General features: G+C 57.7%; 14 protein-coding genes (1 of these 14 only partly in view). 5 read left to right on the plus strand and 9 right to left on the minus strand.

The genetic code is table 11. From position 1 onward, the window contains the following. Positions 1-750, plus strand: partial view of an NnrS family protein gene (locus AB5Y99_RS18190; RefSeq protein ID WP_368210382.1) — the 3' portion only. 447 nt of this gene lie to the left of the window's left edge; the window shows 750 of its 1197 coding nt (coding positions 448-1197); the start codon falls outside the window, past its left edge; its stop codon occupies positions 748-750. A gap of 16 nt (positions 751-766) precedes the next feature. Here the strand turns inward: AB5Y99_RS18190 and AB5Y99_RS18195 are convergent, their stop codons facing one another. After that, positions 767-1336 (minus strand): helix-turn-helix domain-containing protein, encoded by a 570-nt coding sequence (locus AB5Y99_RS18195; protein WP_368210383.1) that lies wholly within the window; start codon positions 1334-1336, stop codon positions 767-769. Positions 1337-1455: 119 nt separating this feature from the next. Between AB5Y99_RS18195 and AB5Y99_RS18200 the strand changes: the two genes are divergently transcribed. Together AB5Y99_RS18200 and AB5Y99_RS18205 are read left to right on the plus strand one after the other, a co-directional pair. Further along, a complete protein-coding gene (locus tag AB5Y99_RS18200; protein WP_368210386.1) occupies positions 1456-2631 on the plus strand; it encodes a benzoate/H(+) symporter BenE family transporter in 1176 nt (391 codons plus the stop codon). A 122-nt stretch (positions 2632-2753) separates the two neighbouring features. After that, entirely contained in the window at positions 2754-3818 is a 1065-nt protein-coding gene (locus tag AB5Y99_RS18205; RefSeq protein WP_368210389.1) for a DUF3103 family protein, read from the plus strand. Between the two features lie 69 nt (positions 3819-3887). On the opposite strand, the gene metF is transcribed toward AB5Y99_RS18205, so the two are convergent. Next, positions 3888-4778, minus strand: a complete 891-nt coding sequence (metF, locus tag AB5Y99_RS18210; protein WP_005340191.1) for a methylenetetrahydrofolate reductase — start codon at positions 4776-4778, stop codon at positions 3888-3890. Between the two features lie 329 nt (positions 4779-5107). Here metF and AB5Y99_RS18215 point away from each other — a divergent pair, with 329 nt between their 5' ends. Then, the gene (locus AB5Y99_RS18215) at positions 5108-5908 is read left to right on the plus strand and encodes a GNAT family N-acetyltransferase (RefSeq protein WP_368210391.1); all 801 of its coding nucleotides are present in this window, start codon (positions 5108-5110) and stop codon (positions 5906-5908) included. 73 nt (positions 5909-5981) lie between these two features. On the opposite strand, the gene AB5Y99_RS18220 is transcribed toward AB5Y99_RS18215, so the two are convergent. From AB5Y99_RS18220 to AB5Y99_RS18230, 3 genes are all read right to left on the minus strand, one after another. Continuing rightward, positions 5982-7463: an ABC transporter substrate-binding protein gene (locus AB5Y99_RS18220; RefSeq protein WP_368210394.1), complete on the minus strand. Its 1482-nt coding sequence runs from the start codon at positions 7461-7463 to the stop codon at positions 5982-5984. A gap of 8 nt (positions 7464-7471) precedes the next feature. Next, positions 7472-9451 (minus strand): methyl-accepting chemotaxis protein, encoded by a 1980-nt coding sequence (locus AB5Y99_RS18225; protein WP_323894303.1) that lies wholly within the window; start codon positions 9449-9451, stop codon positions 7472-7474. A 222-nt stretch (positions 9452-9673) separates the two neighbouring features. Next, the gene (locus AB5Y99_RS18230) at positions 9674-10270 is read right to left on the minus strand and encodes an OmpW family outer membrane protein (protein WP_005340187.1); all 597 of its coding nucleotides are present in this window, start codon (positions 10268-10270) and stop codon (positions 9674-9676) included. A gap of 330 nt (positions 10271-10600) precedes the next feature. Here AB5Y99_RS18230 and AB5Y99_RS18235 point away from each other — a divergent pair, with 330 nt between their 5' ends. Further along, positions 10601-10732, plus strand: coding sequence for a hypothetical protein (locus AB5Y99_RS18235; protein WP_019445201.1), 132 nt, complete (start codon positions 10601-10603; stop codon positions 10730-10732). Here AB5Y99_RS18235 and AB5Y99_RS18240 read toward each other — a convergent pair. The 4 genes from AB5Y99_RS18240 to AB5Y99_RS18255 form a co-directional block, all read right to left on the minus strand. After that, positions 10729-12402: a diguanylate cyclase gene (locus tag AB5Y99_RS18240; protein WP_368210396.1), complete on the minus strand. Its 1674-nt coding sequence runs from the start codon at positions 12400-12402 to the stop codon at positions 10729-10731. The genes AB5Y99_RS18235 and AB5Y99_RS18240 overlap by 4 nt on opposite strands. 120 nt (positions 12403-12522) lie before the next feature. Further along, positions 12523-15351 (minus strand): excinuclease ABC subunit UvrA, encoded by a 2829-nt coding sequence (gene uvrA / locus AB5Y99_RS18245; protein ID WP_158110948.1) that lies wholly within the window; start codon positions 15349-15351, stop codon positions 12523-12525. A gap of 89 nt (positions 15352-15440) precedes the next feature. Continuing rightward, a complete protein-coding gene (locus AB5Y99_RS18250) occupies positions 15441-15866 on the minus strand; it encodes a hypothetical protein (RefSeq protein ID WP_368210399.1) in 426 nt (141 codons plus the stop codon). Then, positions 15866-17455, minus strand: a complete 1590-nt coding sequence (locus AB5Y99_RS18255; protein ID WP_368210402.1) for a curlin — start codon at positions 17453-17455, stop codon at positions 15866-15868. The genes AB5Y99_RS18250 and AB5Y99_RS18255 overlap by 1 nt, the downstream gene beginning before the upstream one ends. Positions 17456-17470 lie beyond the last annotated feature (15 nt).

Below are 17470 nucleotides of genomic sequence, written 5' to 3' on the forward strand. Positions count from 1 at the left end.
CCCCTGTTGCTGATACTGACCTTGCTCAATGGTGCCAGCTGGTTATGGCAGGCCGATTGGACCACCGTTGAGCACATATTGATCACCACTGTGCTGTTGTTTACCACCCTGATCGCCGTGATGGGTGGAAGGGTGATTCCGTTCTTCACCGCCCGAACAACCGGTCAGGAGAAAGCTGCACCTCGACTCTGGCTAGAACGGACTGCGCTCGCGACACAGTGGCTTATCTTGCTCTGCTGGTTGCTGCTCCCCACCCAATGGGTCACCAGCATATATATAGTGCCTCTCTATATAGTGGCGGCGAGTTTGCATCTGTGGCGGCAACTACGTTGGCATCTGCCATCGACCCTTGCGCATCCCCTGCTGTGGTCACTCCATCTCGCCTATCTGTTTATCCCTCTTGGCCTGCTCTCCCTTGCGGCACATAGCGCGGGTCTGCCCATCACGTTGTCGATGGCCAGTCACCTGCTCAGCGCAGGCTGTATGGGCACCATGATCCTGGGCATGATTGCGCGAGTCTCCCTCGGCCATAGCGGTCGGGCCTTGCAGGTAGGACGCAGGATCACTGGCGCATTCGCCCTGGTTATCGCTGCCGCCACAATGCGGGTAGCGATTCCGCTGTTCTGGCCTGCTTATACACTGCATGGCTGGAACCTCAGCGCGCTTGCCTGGATCGCTGCCTATGGTCTGTTTGTCTGGGTCTATACCCCGATACTGATCCGCCCCAGAGCAGATGGTCGACCGGGTTGATGACTGCGGAACATGTTCAGGGTGTTGCCAGCGGATAGTGGATCAGGTTGTGGAAGATCGCCGAGGCTATGCCGAGATTCCGATAACCGTGGGGACGATCGGCAGCAAAACGCACCGCCTCCCCTTGCACCAGTGAGCGCCACTCCCCTTCCACCAGCACCTCCATCATGCCGCTGATGACGATGACATGCTCGGTCACTCCCGGCTCATGGGACTCGGACTCACGCTGGTAACCCGGCAACAGGGTCAGTTCAAGCAACTCGAAACCAAACCGGTTTTCATAAGGGAAGAGCGGCGCCACTTGCATGCCCTCTCCCGCAGGCTGCTGGCGAATGGCATCGGCGGTGCGATAGAGCACCTCTTCCTGCGTGGCGGGTGTGGGCTCAATAAAACTGGAAAATGAGACTCGAAAACCGGTGGCTATCTTCCATAGCGTCGCCACCGTCGGGCTGGACTCTCCCCGCTCAATCTGCCCCAGCATCGCTTTGCTGACACCCGTTTCGCGCGCGGCGGCATCCAGGCTCCAGCCGCGCTCGCTGCGGAGCCCCTTCAGTCGAGCAGCCAGATGCTGACTCATCTCTTGCATAACTGCCTCTTTATTACTCTTGCACGATGCACCTTGTGCGCTATAGCGCACAGCGTTATAGTCAAAGCTGTATTGTACGTAATAACGCACAGCGCGTCACAACGCCAAGAGGAAGAGTCATGCCCTTCGCACTCCCCCATCTGGTCGCAGGCTTTATCGCCGTGATGGTCGGCTACACCAGCTCCGTCATCCTGATCATCCAGGCCGCCACGGCAGCAGGTGCTGATACTGCTCAAGTCGCCTCCTGGCTCTGGACGCTGGGGATCGGCATGGGGGTGAGCTGCATCGGCCTCTCTCTCTATTACCGCATACCCATACTAACCGCCTGGTCCACACCGGGCGCGGCACTGCTGATCACCACGTTGGGCAGCTTCACTCTGGCGGAAGCCATCGGCGCCTTTGTGATCTCGTCCCTGCTGATCACGCTGTGTGGCATCAGCGGCTGGTTCGACCGTTTGATGAAACATATCCCGGCTCCACTGGCCGCCGCCATGCTCGCTGGCGTGCTGCTCAGATTCGGATTGGATCTGTTCAAGGTCGCCCCGCAAGATCCCTTGCTGCTTGGCACCCTGCTGCTGACCTTCCTGCTGGGTCGTCATCTCTGGCCCCGCTATACCATGGTGCTGGTACTGGGAGTGGGGATGCTGATCTGCAGCGTGCGGGGGGATTTGCAACTGGGCACCCTTCACTGGCAACTCGCCAGCCCGGTCTGGACATGGCCAGCCTTCTCCCTTGATGCTCTGTTTGGTATCGCACTACCGCTGTTCATTGTCACCATGACATCGCAAAACATGCCGGGGATTGCCATCTTGCGAGCCCATGGCTATCAGCCTTCCACCTCCTCGCTGATCAGCTGGACCGGCCTGACCGGCCTGCTGCTCGCCCCTTTTGGCGGCTATGCCTTCAATCTGGCCGCCATCACTGCCGCCATCTGCATGGGAAAAGAGGTCGACCCGGATACCAAGCGCCGCTGGCCTGCTGCGGTTTGGGCGGGTTGCTTTTATCTCGTGACCGGCTGCTTCGGTGCGACCGTCACAGCCCTGTTTAGCGCCTTTCCGGCAGCCCTTGTCACCTGCGTCGCTGGTTTGGCCCTGCTAGGTACCATCGGCAGCAGCCTGCACTCTGCCTTGCAACAGGATCAAGCGCGAGAAGCTGCGCTGCTCACCTTTATCATTACCGCGTCCGGGATCAGCCTGCTCGGCATCGCGGCAGCCTGCTGGGGTCTGCTGATTGGTCTGGCTATCTATCAGTTCCAATCATATCGACAAAGGAATCAATTGAACCTCAAACCGTGAACCTCTGCACACTATCCAGATAAAATGATTCACAAGTGAAACTAATTTCCTTCTAGTGGTGCCAGGGCACCAATCTTCCCGGACATGGTGCCCTGTCAGGTTCCATACAACGGAGTATAAAAATGAAAAATCAGGCTGTCTTGTTACTACTGGCCATACTGGGTGCTACGAGCGTCCAGGCTGCCGATACGGATCGAGAGCTGGCTCGCCAGCTCGCACTTCAGCAGAAAAACCTGCTGCCCCTGCTGAGCAATCAGCAATACCAGAGCCCGCTTCCCAACCTGCTGCAGAAGGCCAGTCCACGGCTTAAACGGCAGGCGAGCGATGCCAACCAGGCGGCCATCAGCCGGCAAGGACTGGATGGCGAGGTCAAGCAACTGATGCAGTTGCGACTGGCCAACACCGATCAGGCCGCCGCACTGCAACAGGGCGTCGAACCGCTGGTCGCCTATGTTCCTAGTGGGGATGAGAAGAGCTGGAGCGCCATTGAAGCGTTCGACAGCGCTGGCAATCCCGTCTATCTGGATGTGGACAAGGCACCGGCCCGGCCGGTTCTGGTAGTCGAAGCCGATCCCGTCAAAGCCAAAAACGCAGGCTTGAAGGTGATGCGCAAAGCGCTGGCCGATGCGGATCTGCAAAGCGCCCCGCGAGTGGCGGCCAGCACGGCGCCGCTCAAGACCAGTATCCTGAAAAAGATCAGACTGAAGGATGATCAGGAGCCCTGGCTGCTCGGCGCAGCCGAAGTGTATGCGGTGGTCGCAGGGGTCAATCCCAGTCGGGATGAGCCAGTGGTCGATATTGTCGACATGCCCTACCTCGACTATGACAACACAGACTACACCCCCAACCAGATCCTGGTTTACTGGGATCGCTATCGCTGGGGTGCCGTCGATGTGGTGATGATGGAGCAGGATGACAACGTCAACTACAAGGAGCTGAGCACCCTGCTGATTGAAGCTCTCAAACTCGGCTTTACTGCGGGTGGCGTGCCGGAAGCCCTGCCCTTCCTCGATCTCGGCGGTCGCATCGTCAAGGCACTGCCCGACTCCTGGATGACCAATAACGACGACTATCTGGATACCTTCTACACACTGGAGCAGGATCAGGTCTATCACCAGTATCCGGGGGCTGCCGGTAATGCGGTTATCGATCTTGAGCCAAAAGAGATCGCCCCGACCAGACCTTGATAATCGGCCATAACGAAAAAGCCAATGAGCAACTCATTGGCTTTTTGCTTTTATCGCGGTAGCCACCGGTCAACCCTTGGGACGAACCCCCAGAGTATGGCAGATGGCATAAGTCAGCTCGGAGCGGTTCAGGGTATAGAAGTGGAAATCCTTCACCCCTTCCTGACTCAGCACGCGCACCTGATCGATGGCGATGCTAGCCCCCACCAGATTGCGGGTCATCTGATCGTTATCCAGCCCCTCGAAACGCTGATGCATCCAGCGTGGGATCTTCACGTTGGTAAAACCGGCAAACTTGGCCAGTGTCTGGTAGTTGGAGACCGGCAGGATCCCCGGCACGATTTCAGCATCGATGCCGATAGCGGCGCAGCGATCCCGAAAGCGCAAATACGTTTCCACATCGAAGAAGAACTGAGTGATGGCGCGGTTGGCACCGGCATCGATCTTGCGCTTGAGGTTGAGCAGGTCGGATTGCGCACTCTTGGCCTCCGGGTGACCTTCCGGATAGGCGGCAACCGAGATATCGAAGTCCGCCTCTGACTTGAGCAGGGCAACCAGATCGGTGGCATACATATCCGGCTTCTCCAACCCCTGCGGCAAATCACCGCGCAGAGCCACGATATGGCGAATACCACTGTTCCAGTAATCACGGGCGATGGTGCGCAGTTCGTCGCGACTGGCATCGATACAGGTCAGGTGCGGCGCCGCAATCAGGCCTGTCCGTTCCTTGATGTCCTTGATCACCTTGTGGGTGCGATCACGGGTGCCGGAGTTGGCGCCATAGGTGACGGAGACAAACTTGGGTTCCAGCACTTTCAGCCGTTCGATGGACTGCCAGAGGGTATTCTCCATCCCTTCACTGTTGGGTGGAAAAAACTCGAAACTGACCGATATATCGCCATTCAAATCTGCCAAGCTCTGGTTGAGCGCCTCAACCTGACGTGCACTGTGAAAACCCATCTGCTCTTCTCCCTGTCCTGCAATCCATCTGCCTACGTCAAAACGGATGTTTGGACGTCTAAACGTCTTTATATTTATGAGTAAAACGACACAAAGTCAACAGGGATTTACCTCACATCCGATCTGACGAACTTCATATTTACAAAATTAACGGTACGTAACCGAAAAGTGCCCATCCCAAAATTGCCCCAGTCGAGTTATGATGGGGGCAGATCGTCCTGGACGTTCTGAATCTGCGTGTGATTGTTTGGCCGGAGGTTTCTCCGGCCCCTTTTCATCTATTTCCCACTCCTGCCGATAACAGAATGAGTCTTTGCAGGAGCACCATCATGGATACCCACCCCGGCTTTGCCACCGACTTGCTGTTCGATCGCTATCAGGGCGAGGTCGTTCAGCACGATCAGTTCTGGGCGGTTCGCACGCCGGATGCTCCCGACTACTACTTCGGCAACTACCTGCTACTCCCCAACCCGCCCAGCGACCATGATAAAGGCTGGCTGGAAGCCGCATTCGATCAGCTGATCGGCCAGGATCCTCGAGTGCGCCACCGCACCTTCCAATGGCCACTGGCGGCCGGACAAAACAGCCGGATCGCCGGTTTTGTCGCAACGGGTTACCAATATATGGAGTGCGTGGTACTGGCGCTGGATGAACAGAGTTGCCCACCTCCTCACGGCGACATGAACAAGGTTGAGGCACGTACCTTCACCACTGCTGATTGGCCTGAGTGGCTCGACTTCGAACTCCATGAGCGGGATGAGGGGCACTCGGAACAGAGCTATCTTCCCTATCTGCGATCCCGCCAGGCGCTCTATCAGGCCATGATTGCCGATGGCCTCGGGGACTGGTGGGGGATCTGGCGAGAGGGTCAACTGGTCGCCAGCTGCGGCCTCTTCTTTTGCGGCACACTTGGGCGCTTCCAGTTAGTACGCACGCACCATGCGTGGCGCAACCAGGGGTTATGCCGCCAGCTGCTGAGTCAAGTGGCTCGCGCAGGATTATCCCGTGCCAAAAAGCTGATCATAGTGGCTGACGAGCATTACCATGCCCAGCGCATTTACCGCTCCCTGGGGTTTGCCCCGGTTGCCCGCATCGGCAGCCTCTGCCGCTGGCCCCACGAAGCACAATAAAGCGATACATGCTGGCCGCGAGCCATAAAAAAACGGGAGGCTGATGCCTCCCGCTCTTATTGATGCAGATGACCTATTGCTGTGGCTGCTGTGGCGCCTCCAGCTCGTTGGAGAGCGCCTGCTCCACCTCATCCGACGGCGCCGGTAATGGGGCAGCGGCCGCGGATGCGGGTTCTACGGGTGCCACCACGGCAGGCGTTTCACTGGTCACGGGAGCTGCGGACACCTCAGTCGCAGGCGCTGAAGCCGGAGCAGGGGCAGGGGCAGGGGCAGGGGCAGGGGCAACCGTATCACACTGACAATCCGCACTCTTGGCCTTGTTGCCCTGATGAGGGGCATACCAGCCCTTCAAGCCACTTTCCAGTCGATCCGCGGCAGCCTTGGGCTCCATCTTGCCAAGCAGCACTGCCTGACTCACCTCGGCCAGTTCATCCCCCAACTTGGGCGTACCACGGGAGAGGATCTGGGTCGCCACCCGAATGGTCGAGTCACACTGATCGCGCCACTCCATCATCTCTTTGGCCGCCGGATTGGTGACATCGAAGAAGTGGTTGGAGAGGGAGAAGAATCCCGGCAGCGAGTTGGTATAGAGCTCGGCAAATTGCGGCGTCGTCAGCCACTGCAGGAAAGCCATTGCACCCTCTTTATTCTTGCTGGCCGGATTCATCCCCATACCGATATCGGTGTGGTCGGTAAAGAAACAGCCATCACCCTGTTTGGCCACCGGCGGACGCATGACGCCAAAATCGACCTTGCCGGTGAAGGGGGCAATCTCCCAGGAGCCCGCCACATAGAAGGCAGCCTTGCCAGACGTGAACAACTCGTTGCTGGTCGCATAATCGCGGCTCTCACCACCTTCACCGAGGTAGGAACGCCAACGGGCCAGCTCGTCGAACACCTTCACATATTGCGGGTTGTCCAACCGCTCCTGCCCGCCGATCAGTGCCAGACGACCGTCCTCTCCCTTCCAGTAGTTGGGACCAATGTTCTGGAACCCCAGTTCGGAGGCAACCCAACTCTCGGAACCGCTCATGGCCAGCGGCACATAGCGCCCGTCGGCCTTGATCTTGTCCAGCACGGCAAAGAACTGATCGCGGGTTTGCGGCAAGGTGAGCCCCAATTCACTGAAAATCTTCTTGTTATAGAAGAAGCCATGGATCACCGAGGCCATGGGTACGCAGAAGGTCTGGGCTCCGGAATCGGTCTGCCACGGTGACTGGGCAAAACTCGGGAAGTTCTCCATCCCTGCCATTTCGGTCAGCTCGGCCAGATTGCCCGCCTTGAACAGGGCGAGCGAGTCATCAAACGGACGACAGGTAATAAGATCCCCCGCCTTACCCTCTTTCAGGCTCTCCCACAGAGTGGGCATGTAGTTGACGTTCTGCACCGGATGAAAACTCACCTTGATGCCGGGATGCGCCGCTTCAAACGCCGGGATAATCTTCTGCTCCCACAACGCCTTGTCATCGGTTCGCCAGCTTTCAATCACCAGCTCGCTGGCCATCAGCTGGCCACACAACAGGAGACTCAGGGCTCCAATCCACTTTTTAGACATAAGCCCTCCTAGACCTTGAAATGTGCGATCAATTGCTGCTGTTTGGCGACCAGGTCGGCCAGCACTTCGCTGCTGCTGGCGGATTCCCGCGCCTCCCGCTCGGTCTCGTATGCCACATCGGCAATACCGGCGATATGACGAGCGACCCCCTGACTGACGGAGATCTGCTCCTGAGCGGCATGGGCCACCTGATCAGCCATCGATTTGATGGCACCCATCCGATCGGCAATGGATTGCAGCGCCACATCCATCTCGCGAGTCTGCTCGACACAGCTCTGGGTCTGCTCCTGGCTGCGCCCCATCACTTCAACCACATGCTTGCTGGAGCTCTGCAGGTTCTCAATCATCCCCTGGATCTCTTCGGTCGAGGTCTGGGTGCGATTGGCCAGCGCCCGCACTTCATCGGCCACCACCGCAAACCCGCGGCCGGCATCGCCAGCACGGGCCGCTTCGATGGCGGCGTTCAAGGCCAGCAGGTTGGTCTGCTCGGCGATGCTGCGGATCACATCGAGAATGCTGCCGATGTTGTTGCTGAATTCGCCCAGCTTGTAGGTGATCCCGACCGCCTCCTCCATGGCGCCAGCCAGCTGCTCGGTGATCCGGCGAGTGGTGGCCACTTTCTGGCGACCATTGCGCGCCTCTTCATCAGCCAGATCCACTTCCCGCTTGGTGCCATCGGTAGAGCGGGCCACCTCGGTGGCGCTCACTTCCAGCTCGGTAATGGCGGCGGCTACCTGATCGGTCTGGCTCTTCTGCTCCTGTACCCGGGACATGGCCCGTTCGCTGATCTCGGCGGCGCGGCTCGCTTCATCCACCAGATGACGGGAGCCCGCATTGATTTGAGAGAGCAGCTCGCCGGTCTTGCCCGCCAGCGTATCGATAGAGCGAGAGAGACTGCCAAATTCGCAACTGCTGCGGTAGTTGATGCGGCGGGTCATGTCACCGGCCGCCATGTAATCGAGCTCCTTGTTGATCATCTGCAACGGGCGCTGAATGCTGCGCGCCGTGGTATAGCCGATCACCAGTGCGGCAGCGGCAGACATCGCGGCAACCACCAGGATCCAGAAGCTGGCGCTACTGACCGCTGCATCGGCATTGATCCGGCTATCGCTGGCGATGGCTCCGGCAGACTTGCCCATCTCATCGAGCAAATTGAGGCTGTTGACCAGACTGGCATCCAGCTGCTGATTTTGCGTGGCCAGCGACAGCGCCAGTTGCTGAGCCTGACGCATGGTTGCCAGCAAGCCCTGAGCGCCAAGCGCCAACTCCTGCATCCGATCCAGATTGGAGACAAAGCGCGCTTTCACATCATCGGGCACCAGCACCCGCTCCAACCGCTTGCGGGCCATCTCGATATCCTTGCTCAACACCTTTTCCAGCTCGTTCAGGTCGGTTTTGGTATCGGCACGACGGATATTCTTCAGATCGCGAGCGATACCCGAGGTAATGAGCTCTGCCTTGTTGCGCATGGAGCGCTTGCTGGCGGTCTGTTGCAGCAGCAAATCCGCCGCCCACTGGTAGGTATCCTCAAGGCGGATAAATTCCATCTCCAGCTTGTGGCGCTGCTCCAGCGCGCTGACCCACTGCCGATGCTGGGCCAACACCTGATCCGCCAAGCCATAAAATTGAGTGGTAGCACTCTCGACCTGCTGGAAGCGGGCACGAGCATCCGCTACATCGGTAAATTTACCCATCTCCTGACTCAGCTGGGCGAAGCGGTTCTGCTGCTCCTTGAACTGATTGGCCAGTTGCGGCAACTGGGCGGCATCTTCACTGGTGCGGTAGACCAGCACCCAGCGGTTACTATCCTGCAATGCCCCCTTGAGACCTGCGACAGCCACCACCAGCGGAGTTGCCCGGTCAGATACGGCAGAGAGGCCGTCATTTATACCCTTGATTTTAAAGGTACTGATCACACCAAGCAGGATCAGCAACAGCAGCATCAACACGAATCCGGCGATGATCCGCTGCACGATAGATAAGCCCATGGAGACATCCTCACTCATTGGGGGAAGGTAAAGTGAACATAGTCACTATCGGCAGGGGTGGCGAATAACTGAAATAAAGCGGCAGGTATTTAATTGATTTGTATCGGGTTGGATCACAGTACAGACAAAATCAGCCATACGAAAAAAGCCCGGCACAAGCCGGGCTGAAAGAGACGTACTTTGCTATCTTCCGCGATCCGTTCAGAACCGCAGTCAGAATCATTAGAAGCGGTAGCCAACACCCACCATAAAGGCCATCGGGTCGACCTTGGTATTAATGGTGCCAATCGCTGTATGCACATCGGTATCGATATCCATGATCCAGGCTGAACCGTTGACAAACCAGCGGTCAGTGATCGCCATATCGATACCAACTTGTCCGGCAACACCCCAGGAGTCATCGACTTTGACATCGGTTCCTGACAGTGCACCACGACCCTCTTCATCAAAGAAGGTGGTGTAGTTCACGCCAATACCGACATACGGGCGAACCTTGCTTTGAGCATCGCCAAAATAGTACTGACCCATCAGAGTCGGCGGCAAATGCTTGATCTTGGCAACTTCAGCGCCACCCAGTTTGACTGAATGAGAGAAGGGGGTTGCAGCCAGCAATTCGACACCCCAGTTATCAGTAATCATGTAAGAGAGAGTCAATCCCAATTGCATGTTGTCATTAATTTCCAGCTCTACAGGCGTGCTGCTTTCCTGCGGCGATACAAATGCCAAACCACCACGAACCAGAATATCACCAGCCTGATGGGCCATGGCGAAAGGAGAGGTCACTGCAGCGGCAATCATCAGAGGAAGTAATTTTTTCATCACGTAATCCCTTTTTTTGTTTTCATTTGATGCTGTAAGCCCGCTGACTATATGCCCTTGTAAACGCAAAGTTATTGACTTGGAGCAAAGGTTGCACAGAAATAAATCGATTGGTGTGACATCTTTGCGCGCCATCCCAATCTCGTTGAATCCCCAGATAACAAGCTGAAATGCCTGTTTCTGCGGGTTGTAACTCCCCGCACACAGCGCCAAAAGAGGCAAGCAAACCACATCTTATTGCGCGGCAGAGCGGCGATTAATTGTTGTTTATATGGGTAAATCAGCGTATTTTTTGCGCCATACAAGTTACTGGTAAGTAATGGTTTATTTATGAAAAATGAGTCGAAATGGCAAAAGGTGGGGGCCTTTCTCGCGGCCGTGTGGGGAATCGGATCCTTTCTCTTTATCCTGCTCGGTTTTATTGTCGCCCTGGCCTATCTGGTATTGGTACGGCAGGGTTAATCCGGATTGACAGAGTGCAGCAGGGTGATATGCCCCCCTTCGGCAAGCTGTTCCGGAGTCTGGCCCATTCCCTCAGCAGAGAGGGTACCAGCGTAGCCACACCACCGATTTCGCCCGCCGACTTTGGCCTGATACAGCGCCATGTCAGCCAGTTTGAAGCTATGACTCCAGAATGAATCCGGACACTCCGGGTGCAACGGATAGCGGCAGAACCCCAGCGACACCGTCAACCAGAGTGGCGCATCCTCTCTGCCAAAGCGGTGCTGAGCGACACGCTGGCGCAGATATTCGACCCGCAACGCCAACTCTTGCTCGTCATCCACTTGTAGCAGCAACAAGAACTCCTCCCCGCCCAACCGGATGATCGGCTCGCGCTCTCCTGTCACCACCTTGCGCAGCAGCTCCGCCAGCTGTTTCAGCACCAGATCCCCGATGTCATGGCCAAGGCGGTCATTGATCCGCTTGAAATGATCAAGATCCAGCAGCAATAACAGACAAGGTTTGGCCCGGTTGGCCTGCAACCAACCATCGAGATAGCGACGATTGAAACAACGGGTCAAGGGGTCGGTGAATGCAGCCATCTCCATCTGGCTGGATTTTTCCAACAAATCATCGTGTTGCTGACTGACCTTGCTGGCCATCTCCTTGAACTTGCCGCTCAAGGTCGCCATCTCGGCGCTGCTGTCGATATAGGGGATCAAGGTGGCATCTGGCCGATCGCCAAAGCGTTGCAGCGCCGACACCAGCTGCTGCAACGGGGTAAGCACAATGCTGTTGAGCCGATACATGGCGATCATGACGCAGATAAAACTGATAAACAGCATGCCGATAAAGGTCCAGAGCGCCCCCTCCATGACGCCACTCAAGATCTTTCTCTCCTCCTCAATCACCAGAGTCAGCACCGGCTGGTTATCGCTGTTGAGCAGTCGCACCTCTCCCCTGAGCCGAGTGAGCCCAAGGTCAATCAGGCGATACGTTATTTGCGGTTTCAGTGGTTTGAAGGTAGCGGTGACATCCAGATTGGCGTGGGAGATCGCCAGTGGCAGCGCGGTACGCTCCGATACCTGCTCGAGATAGGCTTTGTCGAGCCAACGTACAACCAGCAAGAAACCATTGAACGGAACCGACTCGTCACTGTTTCTGATCGGCTGCCACGAGTACATCAGCGGCCCCCACTGGGAAGCACGGATCCCGTGCAGATTGATGCCCCCTTGCGCCACCGAGCGCGCCCTTAACTGCTTTTTCAGTTCATCAAGGAAGTAGGGAAACTGGTCCGGATTGATCCCCGGCGCATCGGGTAGCAGGGTGCGCGTCCAGATTTCGTAGCCGGTGAGATCCATGAAGCTCATCAGGTTGAGACTAAAATCCCGCATCGGCATATCACTGAACAGGTTGGATTCGATGTACGCCCTGCTTTTGTTGTCCATAAAACGGTGACTGTCATCCCAGATGCCCCAATCCCGACTGAATGCATCCAGAGCAGCCACATCCGCCTGCACCGCCTTGGTCACGCGCAGCAGATGCTCCTTCATTCGCTGTTCTTCAATCCGGCTGGCAGCCGGGATCTGGGCCCACGCCAGCAGGACCAGCAATAGCAGGATCGCCCCCAGCCAGATGGGGAACATGGAGTAAGCCAACTGATGATCAATCTTGCGCGGAGCCTGAGCCATAACCCGATATATCCATTACCATGACGCTAAGATGCCAAGCCTGCACCACTTGACGAGCTTCTCCCTATGCTCCCGATTTTTATAACAAAAAGGGGCCAAAGGCCCCTCGATTATAACGGCTTATCGCGCCAATAGTGGCCGCAAAAAACGAGCTGTATGAGACTCTTTATTGGTGCAAATCTCTTCCGGCGTCCCCGTCACCAGAATGCGACCACCACCTGCCCCTCCCTCCGGTCCCAAATCTACGATCCAGTCAGCAGTTTTTACCACATCAAGGTTGTGCTCGATGATGACGATGGTGTTGCCGCGATCCCGCAACTGGTGCAGTACCTTGAGCAGTTGCTGGATGTCGTGGAAGTGCAGCCCTGTGGTCGGCTCATCCAGAATGTAGAGAGTCTGACCGGTGTCCCGCTTGGAGAGCTCACGCGCCAGCTTGACCCGCTGCGCCTCGCCGCCCGACAGCGTGGTGGCCGACTGGCCGAGACGGATATAGGAGAGGCCCACATCCATCAGGGTCTGCAGCTTGCGCGCCACCGCCGGCACCGGATCGAAGAACTCGCGGGCATCTTCCACCGTCATCTCGAGGATTTCGTGGATGTTCTTGCCCTTGTACTTCACCTCCAGCGTCTCGCGGTTGTAGCGCTTGCCCTTGCAGACGTCGCACGGCACGTAGACGTCCGGCAGGAAGTGCATCTCCACCTTGATGACCCCATCTCCCTGACAGGCCTCGCAGCGCCCCCCTTTCACGTTGAAGGAGAAGCGGCCCGGCTGATAGCCACGGGAACGTGCCTCCTGAGTGCCGGAGAGCAGCTCGCGGATCGGGGTAAACAGGCCGGTATAGGTGGCCGGGTTGGAGCGCGGGGTGCGGCCGATGGGGCTCTGGTCGATATCCACCACCTTGTCCAGATGCTCCAGCCCTTCCACGCTGCGATAGGGCGCCGGGGTGGATTCGGTGGCCTTGTTCAACTCGCGGTGAGCAATGCGGAACAGGGTGTCGTTGATCAGGGTCGACTTACCGGAGCCGGAGACGCCAGTCACGCAGGTCATCACCCCGATCGGCAGATCCAGGTTGACGTTACGCAGGTTGTTGCCGCTCGCCCCCTTGAGCTTCAGCCACTTGCCGGTAAGCGGAGTACGCTCGGCAGGAATGGCGATCTGCTTGCGACCGGAGAGGTAGTCACCGGTCAGCGACTCCGGATTGTCGATGATCTGCTGGGGGGTGCCCTGCGCAACAATTTCGCCGCCATGCACACCCGCCCCCGGGCCGATATCGAGTACATGGTCGGCGAGGCGGATGGCATCCTCGTCGTGCTCCACCACGATCACCGTGTTGCCAAGATCACGCAGGTGAGTGAGGGTCTTGAGCAACCGCTCGTTGTCACGCTGGTGCAGGCCGATGGAAGGCTCGTCCAGCACATACATCACCCCCACCAGCCCTGCACCGATCTGGCTGGCCAGTCGAATGCGTTGCGCTTCGCCGCCTGAGAGAGTCTCGGCACTGCGCGACAGGCTCAGGTAGTTGAGGCCCACGTTCACCAAGAAGCCGAGTCGCTCGACGATCTCTTTCAAGATCTTCTCGGCAATCTGGGCACGCTGGCCGGTAAGGTTCAGCCCCTCAAAGAAGGCGAGCGCATCACCGATGGACTGCTCGGCGATGGCCGGCAGGTTGCGGTTGTCAACGAATACGTGACGCGCCTCCTCCCGCAGTCGACTGCCCCCGCAACTGGTACAGGATTTGTTGGCAATGTATTTGGAGAGCTCTTCACGCACCGAGTTGGACTCGGTCTCCCGGTAGCGCCGCTCCATGTTGTGCAGGATCCCCTCGAACGGGTGCTTGCGCACCACCACATCGCCGCGATCGTTCATGTAGCGGAACTCGATCTCGGTGCGACCGGAGCCGCGCAGGATCACCTCTTGAGTCTTCGGCGGCAGATCCTCCCACGGCGTCTCCAGATCGAACTTGTAGTGCTCGGAGAGGGATTTGAGCATCTGGAAATAGTAGAAGCTGCGCTTGTCCCAGCCACGGATGGCGCCGTTGGCTAGACTGATAGCCGGATCGCCGATCACCTTGGCGGGATCGAAGTACTGCTGCACACCCAGACCATCACAAGTCGGGCAGGCACCGGCCGGGTTGTTGAAGGAGAAGATGCGCGGCTCCAGCTCCGACATGGAGTAGCCGCACTCCGGGCAGGCGAAGTTGGCGGAGAAGGTCATGGGGGTGACGCCCTCCTCCCCATCCATCGGCACTACCAGCACTATGCCGCCGGAGAGGGTCAACGCCGTCTCGAACGACTCGGCCAAACGCAAGGCAAGGTCATCGCGCACTTTGAAGCGGTCCACCACCACCTCGATGGTGTGCTTCTTGTGCAACTCCAGAGTCGGAGGATCAGATAGATCGCACACCTCGCCGTCGATGCGGGCACGGATGTAGCCCTGAGCCGCCAGATTCTCCAGCAGCTTGGTATGTTCCCCCTTGCGATCCCGCACCACCGGGGCCAGCAGCATCAGCTTGCTCCCCTCCGGCTGGGCCAGCACCTGATCCACCATCTGGCTGATGGTCTGGGCGGCGAGCGGAATGGCGTGGGTCGGACAGCGCGGCTCACCGACCCGGGCGAACAGCAGACGCAGGTAGTCGTAGATTTCGGTAATGGTGCCGACGGTCGAGCGCGGGTTATGGGAAGTGGACTTCTGCTCGATGGAAATGGCGGGCGAGAGCCCCTCGATATGGTCGACGTCCGGCTTCTCCATCAGGGAGAGGAACTGGCGGGCATAGGCGGAGAGGGACTCCACATAACGGCGCTGCCCCTCGGCATAGAGGGTATCGAACGCCAGAGAGGATTTGCCAGAACCGGAGAGGCCGGTGACCACGATCAGCTTGTCGCGGGGCAGGGTCAGATTGATGTTCTTGAGGTTGTGGGTGCGAGCACCCCGGACCACGATCTTTTCCATCTTGTTGCACGCTCGATACAGAAACCTGAGCGAGTCAGTATGGCATAGAGACTACTGGATGAATAGACAGTCATGAGATGAAATGCGCATCATCCGGCGCACGCCATCTGCTCTCTTTTCTCCACCAGCAACCGCTCGTTTTGCCATATCCGGGCGGTAACCTCGACCCGATAGGGGCAACGCAAACCCAGCCCTATTTTGCCAACCGCCATGACCACTCCAGCCTGTAGCGACAGATTATGGCTCTGGCGCTGAGTCGTCCTCCCGGCGGCCCCTTCGCCATGCACCAGCAACCTGACACTCACCGTCACGTCGCGCTTGCTGAGCAGCGTCGGTGCAAGTAACAGCCCCTGTTCGTTCTGCACCATATTGAGGGACAATCGGATCGACGGATCGGGTTCTATCTCGGTTTCCCTTGCAGTTGCTGGTGAAGAAACGCGATAAACCAGCATCAACCCACAGAGCAGCACCAACAAAAGAGGGGCCCGCAGGCCCCTGAATCCGGAGATAACCATCAGTTGCTACCAGAACCCTGATAGACATAGGCCATGTTATCGCTGCCATAGACAGTCACATTGGCAGTGTTGAGGCTGTCGGTTTGTGCTACGTCGACTTCATTATTGCCACCGCCCATACCGCCATTGACGTAAACGTTGGCCACGTGTTTTTCACCGAACTGGCTCACGGTGAGCGTGTTGTCGCTACCCAGATAGGATTCGACCTTGGCGCTGTTCAGTTTCCCATCCTGAGTCACTGTCACCGCAGAGTCAGAGTGAGACGCATCGGCATAAGCCCAGTTGTCAGTACCTTTCTGAGCCACGACCAGCTCGTTGTCCGAGCCCCAGGTCCAGGCTCCTTTGCCCTCAACGCCACGTGCGGCGGCAACCTGGTTGCCAGTACCGTTCTGGTCAATATCGACCTTGTTGCGACTACCTTCCTCTTGCACTGCATTGGCATAGTTGTCGCTACCCAACTGATCGATAGTGACAAACCCACCCACGCTGCTGGCCAGCTGATCAACCACTGCCTGGTTATTGTTGCCATCCTGAGTGACCTGTGCAGTGTTGCCAGAACCCTGCTGGTTGGTATCGGCCTGGTTGCCATTACCCAGCTGAGTCACGACCGCCGTTTCACCAGTTCCGCTCTGTCTGGCATTGGCGATGTTCTCGTTACCATTCTGGGTGATGGTCAACAGATCCTCAGAACCTCTCTGCTCAGAGTCGATCTGGTTACGACTTCCGGTCTGGGTCAGAAGGGCGGTTTCACCGGAACCAGCCTGCTTGGCCAGCAGGTTGTTCCCTTGTCCGGCGGTCGCACCAGACTGCAGGGCTGTCACGCTGCCAGCGGTCCCGCCTTGCTCCACCGTTGCCACGTTGGCCAGCCCCTGCTGAGTGACCTCGGCAGTGTTGTCATTGCCACTTTGCTTGACGACCGCAGAGGTGCCCTCGTTTGCGCCGTAACCGAAGTTGCTTGTACGTTGTGCGACTAAGGCCGTGTTATTGCCACCCTCTTGAGCCACGCTGGCAACGGCACCATCGGATTCGCGTTGATCGACATCCGCAATATGCCCGCCTTCTCCTGACTGGGTAATGGTCGCGCTGGCATAATCAGACCAGTAGTTATTGATCTGCGCGCTGTTACCATCCGCTTGCTGCTCAATCACTGAATTGGCACGATCGCCATCATCCTGCTTGATGCGGGCATCGTTACCATCACCAAGCTGGCTCACCCTGGCCGTGGCCTCACCGTTGTAGTACTGCTGGGTAATCGAGGCCTTGTTCAGCTCTCCGTTAGTATCAATGGTCGCGGTCGATTTATTGGTCACCCCCTGCTGCAATACCTCCCCTTCGTTCTTGCCACCGGCTTGCTTGATATCAGCAGTGGAAGCACCGGTATTGCGCTGCTCGGTCAAGGCGAGGTTGTCGTTACCCTGTTGATAGATCGCCGCCTTGTTAGCCGTGCTCTCCTCGACCTGCTGGATGTACGCTAGGTTGCCGCTGGAGAATTGAGCCTGAGTCACCTCAGCCTGATTGCCAGTAGATGCCGCCCAAGCGGTGCTGGTCGCCAGAAGAACTGCCGAGGCAATGATGGTACGTTTAAACATGATTTCCCTCTCGTG

Source organism: Aeromonas sp. R4-2 (genome assembly GCF_040908295.1).
In the GTDB taxonomy this organism is placed as follows: domain Bacteria; phylum Pseudomonadota; class Gammaproteobacteria; order Enterobacterales; family Aeromonadaceae; genus Aeromonas; species Aeromonas veronii.

What these genes read in the sequence shown, in the direction of transcription:
- AB5Y99_RS18200 (WP_368210386.1), top strand. Translation starts at nt 1,456, where the DNA reads ATGCCCTTCGCACTCCCCCATCTGGTCGCAGGCTTTATCGCCGTGATG.
- AB5Y99_RS18215 (WP_368210391.1), top strand. Translation starts at nt 5,108, where the DNA reads ATGGATACCCACCCCGGCTTTGCCACCGACTTGCTGTTCGATCGCTAT.
- uvrA (WP_158110948.1), bottom strand. Translation starts at nt 15,351, where the DNA reads ATGGAAAAGATCGTGGTCCGGGGTGCTCGCACCCACAACCTCAAGAAC.
- AB5Y99_RS18205 (WP_368210389.1), top strand. Translation starts at nt 2,754, where the DNA reads ATGAAAAATCAGGCTGTCTTGTTACTACTGGCCATACTGGGTGCTACG.
- AB5Y99_RS18250 (WP_368210399.1), bottom strand. Translation starts at nt 15,866, where the DNA reads ATGGTTATCTCCGGATTCAGGGGCCTGCGGGCCCCTCTTTTGTTGGTG.
- AB5Y99_RS18240 (WP_368210396.1), bottom strand. Translation starts at nt 12,402, where the DNA reads ATGGCTCAGGCTCCGCGCAAGATTGATCATCAGTTGGCTTACTCCATG.
- AB5Y99_RS18220 (WP_368210394.1), bottom strand. Translation starts at nt 7,463, where the DNA reads ATGTCTAAAAAGTGGATTGGAGCCCTGAGTCTCCTGTTGTGTGGCCAG.
- AB5Y99_RS18255 (WP_368210402.1), bottom strand. Translation starts at nt 17,455, where the DNA reads ATGTTTAAACGTACCATCATTGCCTCGGCAGTTCTTCTGGCGACCAGC.
- AB5Y99_RS18195 (WP_368210383.1), bottom strand. Translation starts at nt 1,336, where the DNA reads ATGCAAGAGATGAGTCAGCATCTGGCTGCTCGACTGAAGGGGCTCCGC.
- AB5Y99_RS18225 (WP_323894303.1), bottom strand. Translation starts at nt 9,451, where the DNA reads ATGGGCTTATCTATCGTGCAGCGGATCATCGCCGGATTCGTGTTGATG.
- metF (WP_005340191.1), bottom strand. Translation starts at nt 4,778, where the DNA reads ATGGGTTTTCACAGTGCACGTCAGGTTGAGGCGCTCAACCAGAGCTTG.
- AB5Y99_RS18235 (WP_019445201.1), top strand. Translation starts at nt 10,601, where the DNA reads ATGAAAAATGAGTCGAAATGGCAAAAGGTGGGGGCCTTTCTCGCGGCC.
- AB5Y99_RS18230 (WP_005340187.1), bottom strand. Translation starts at nt 10,270, where the DNA reads ATGAAAAAATTACTTCCTCTGATGATTGCCGCTGCAGTGACCTCTCCT.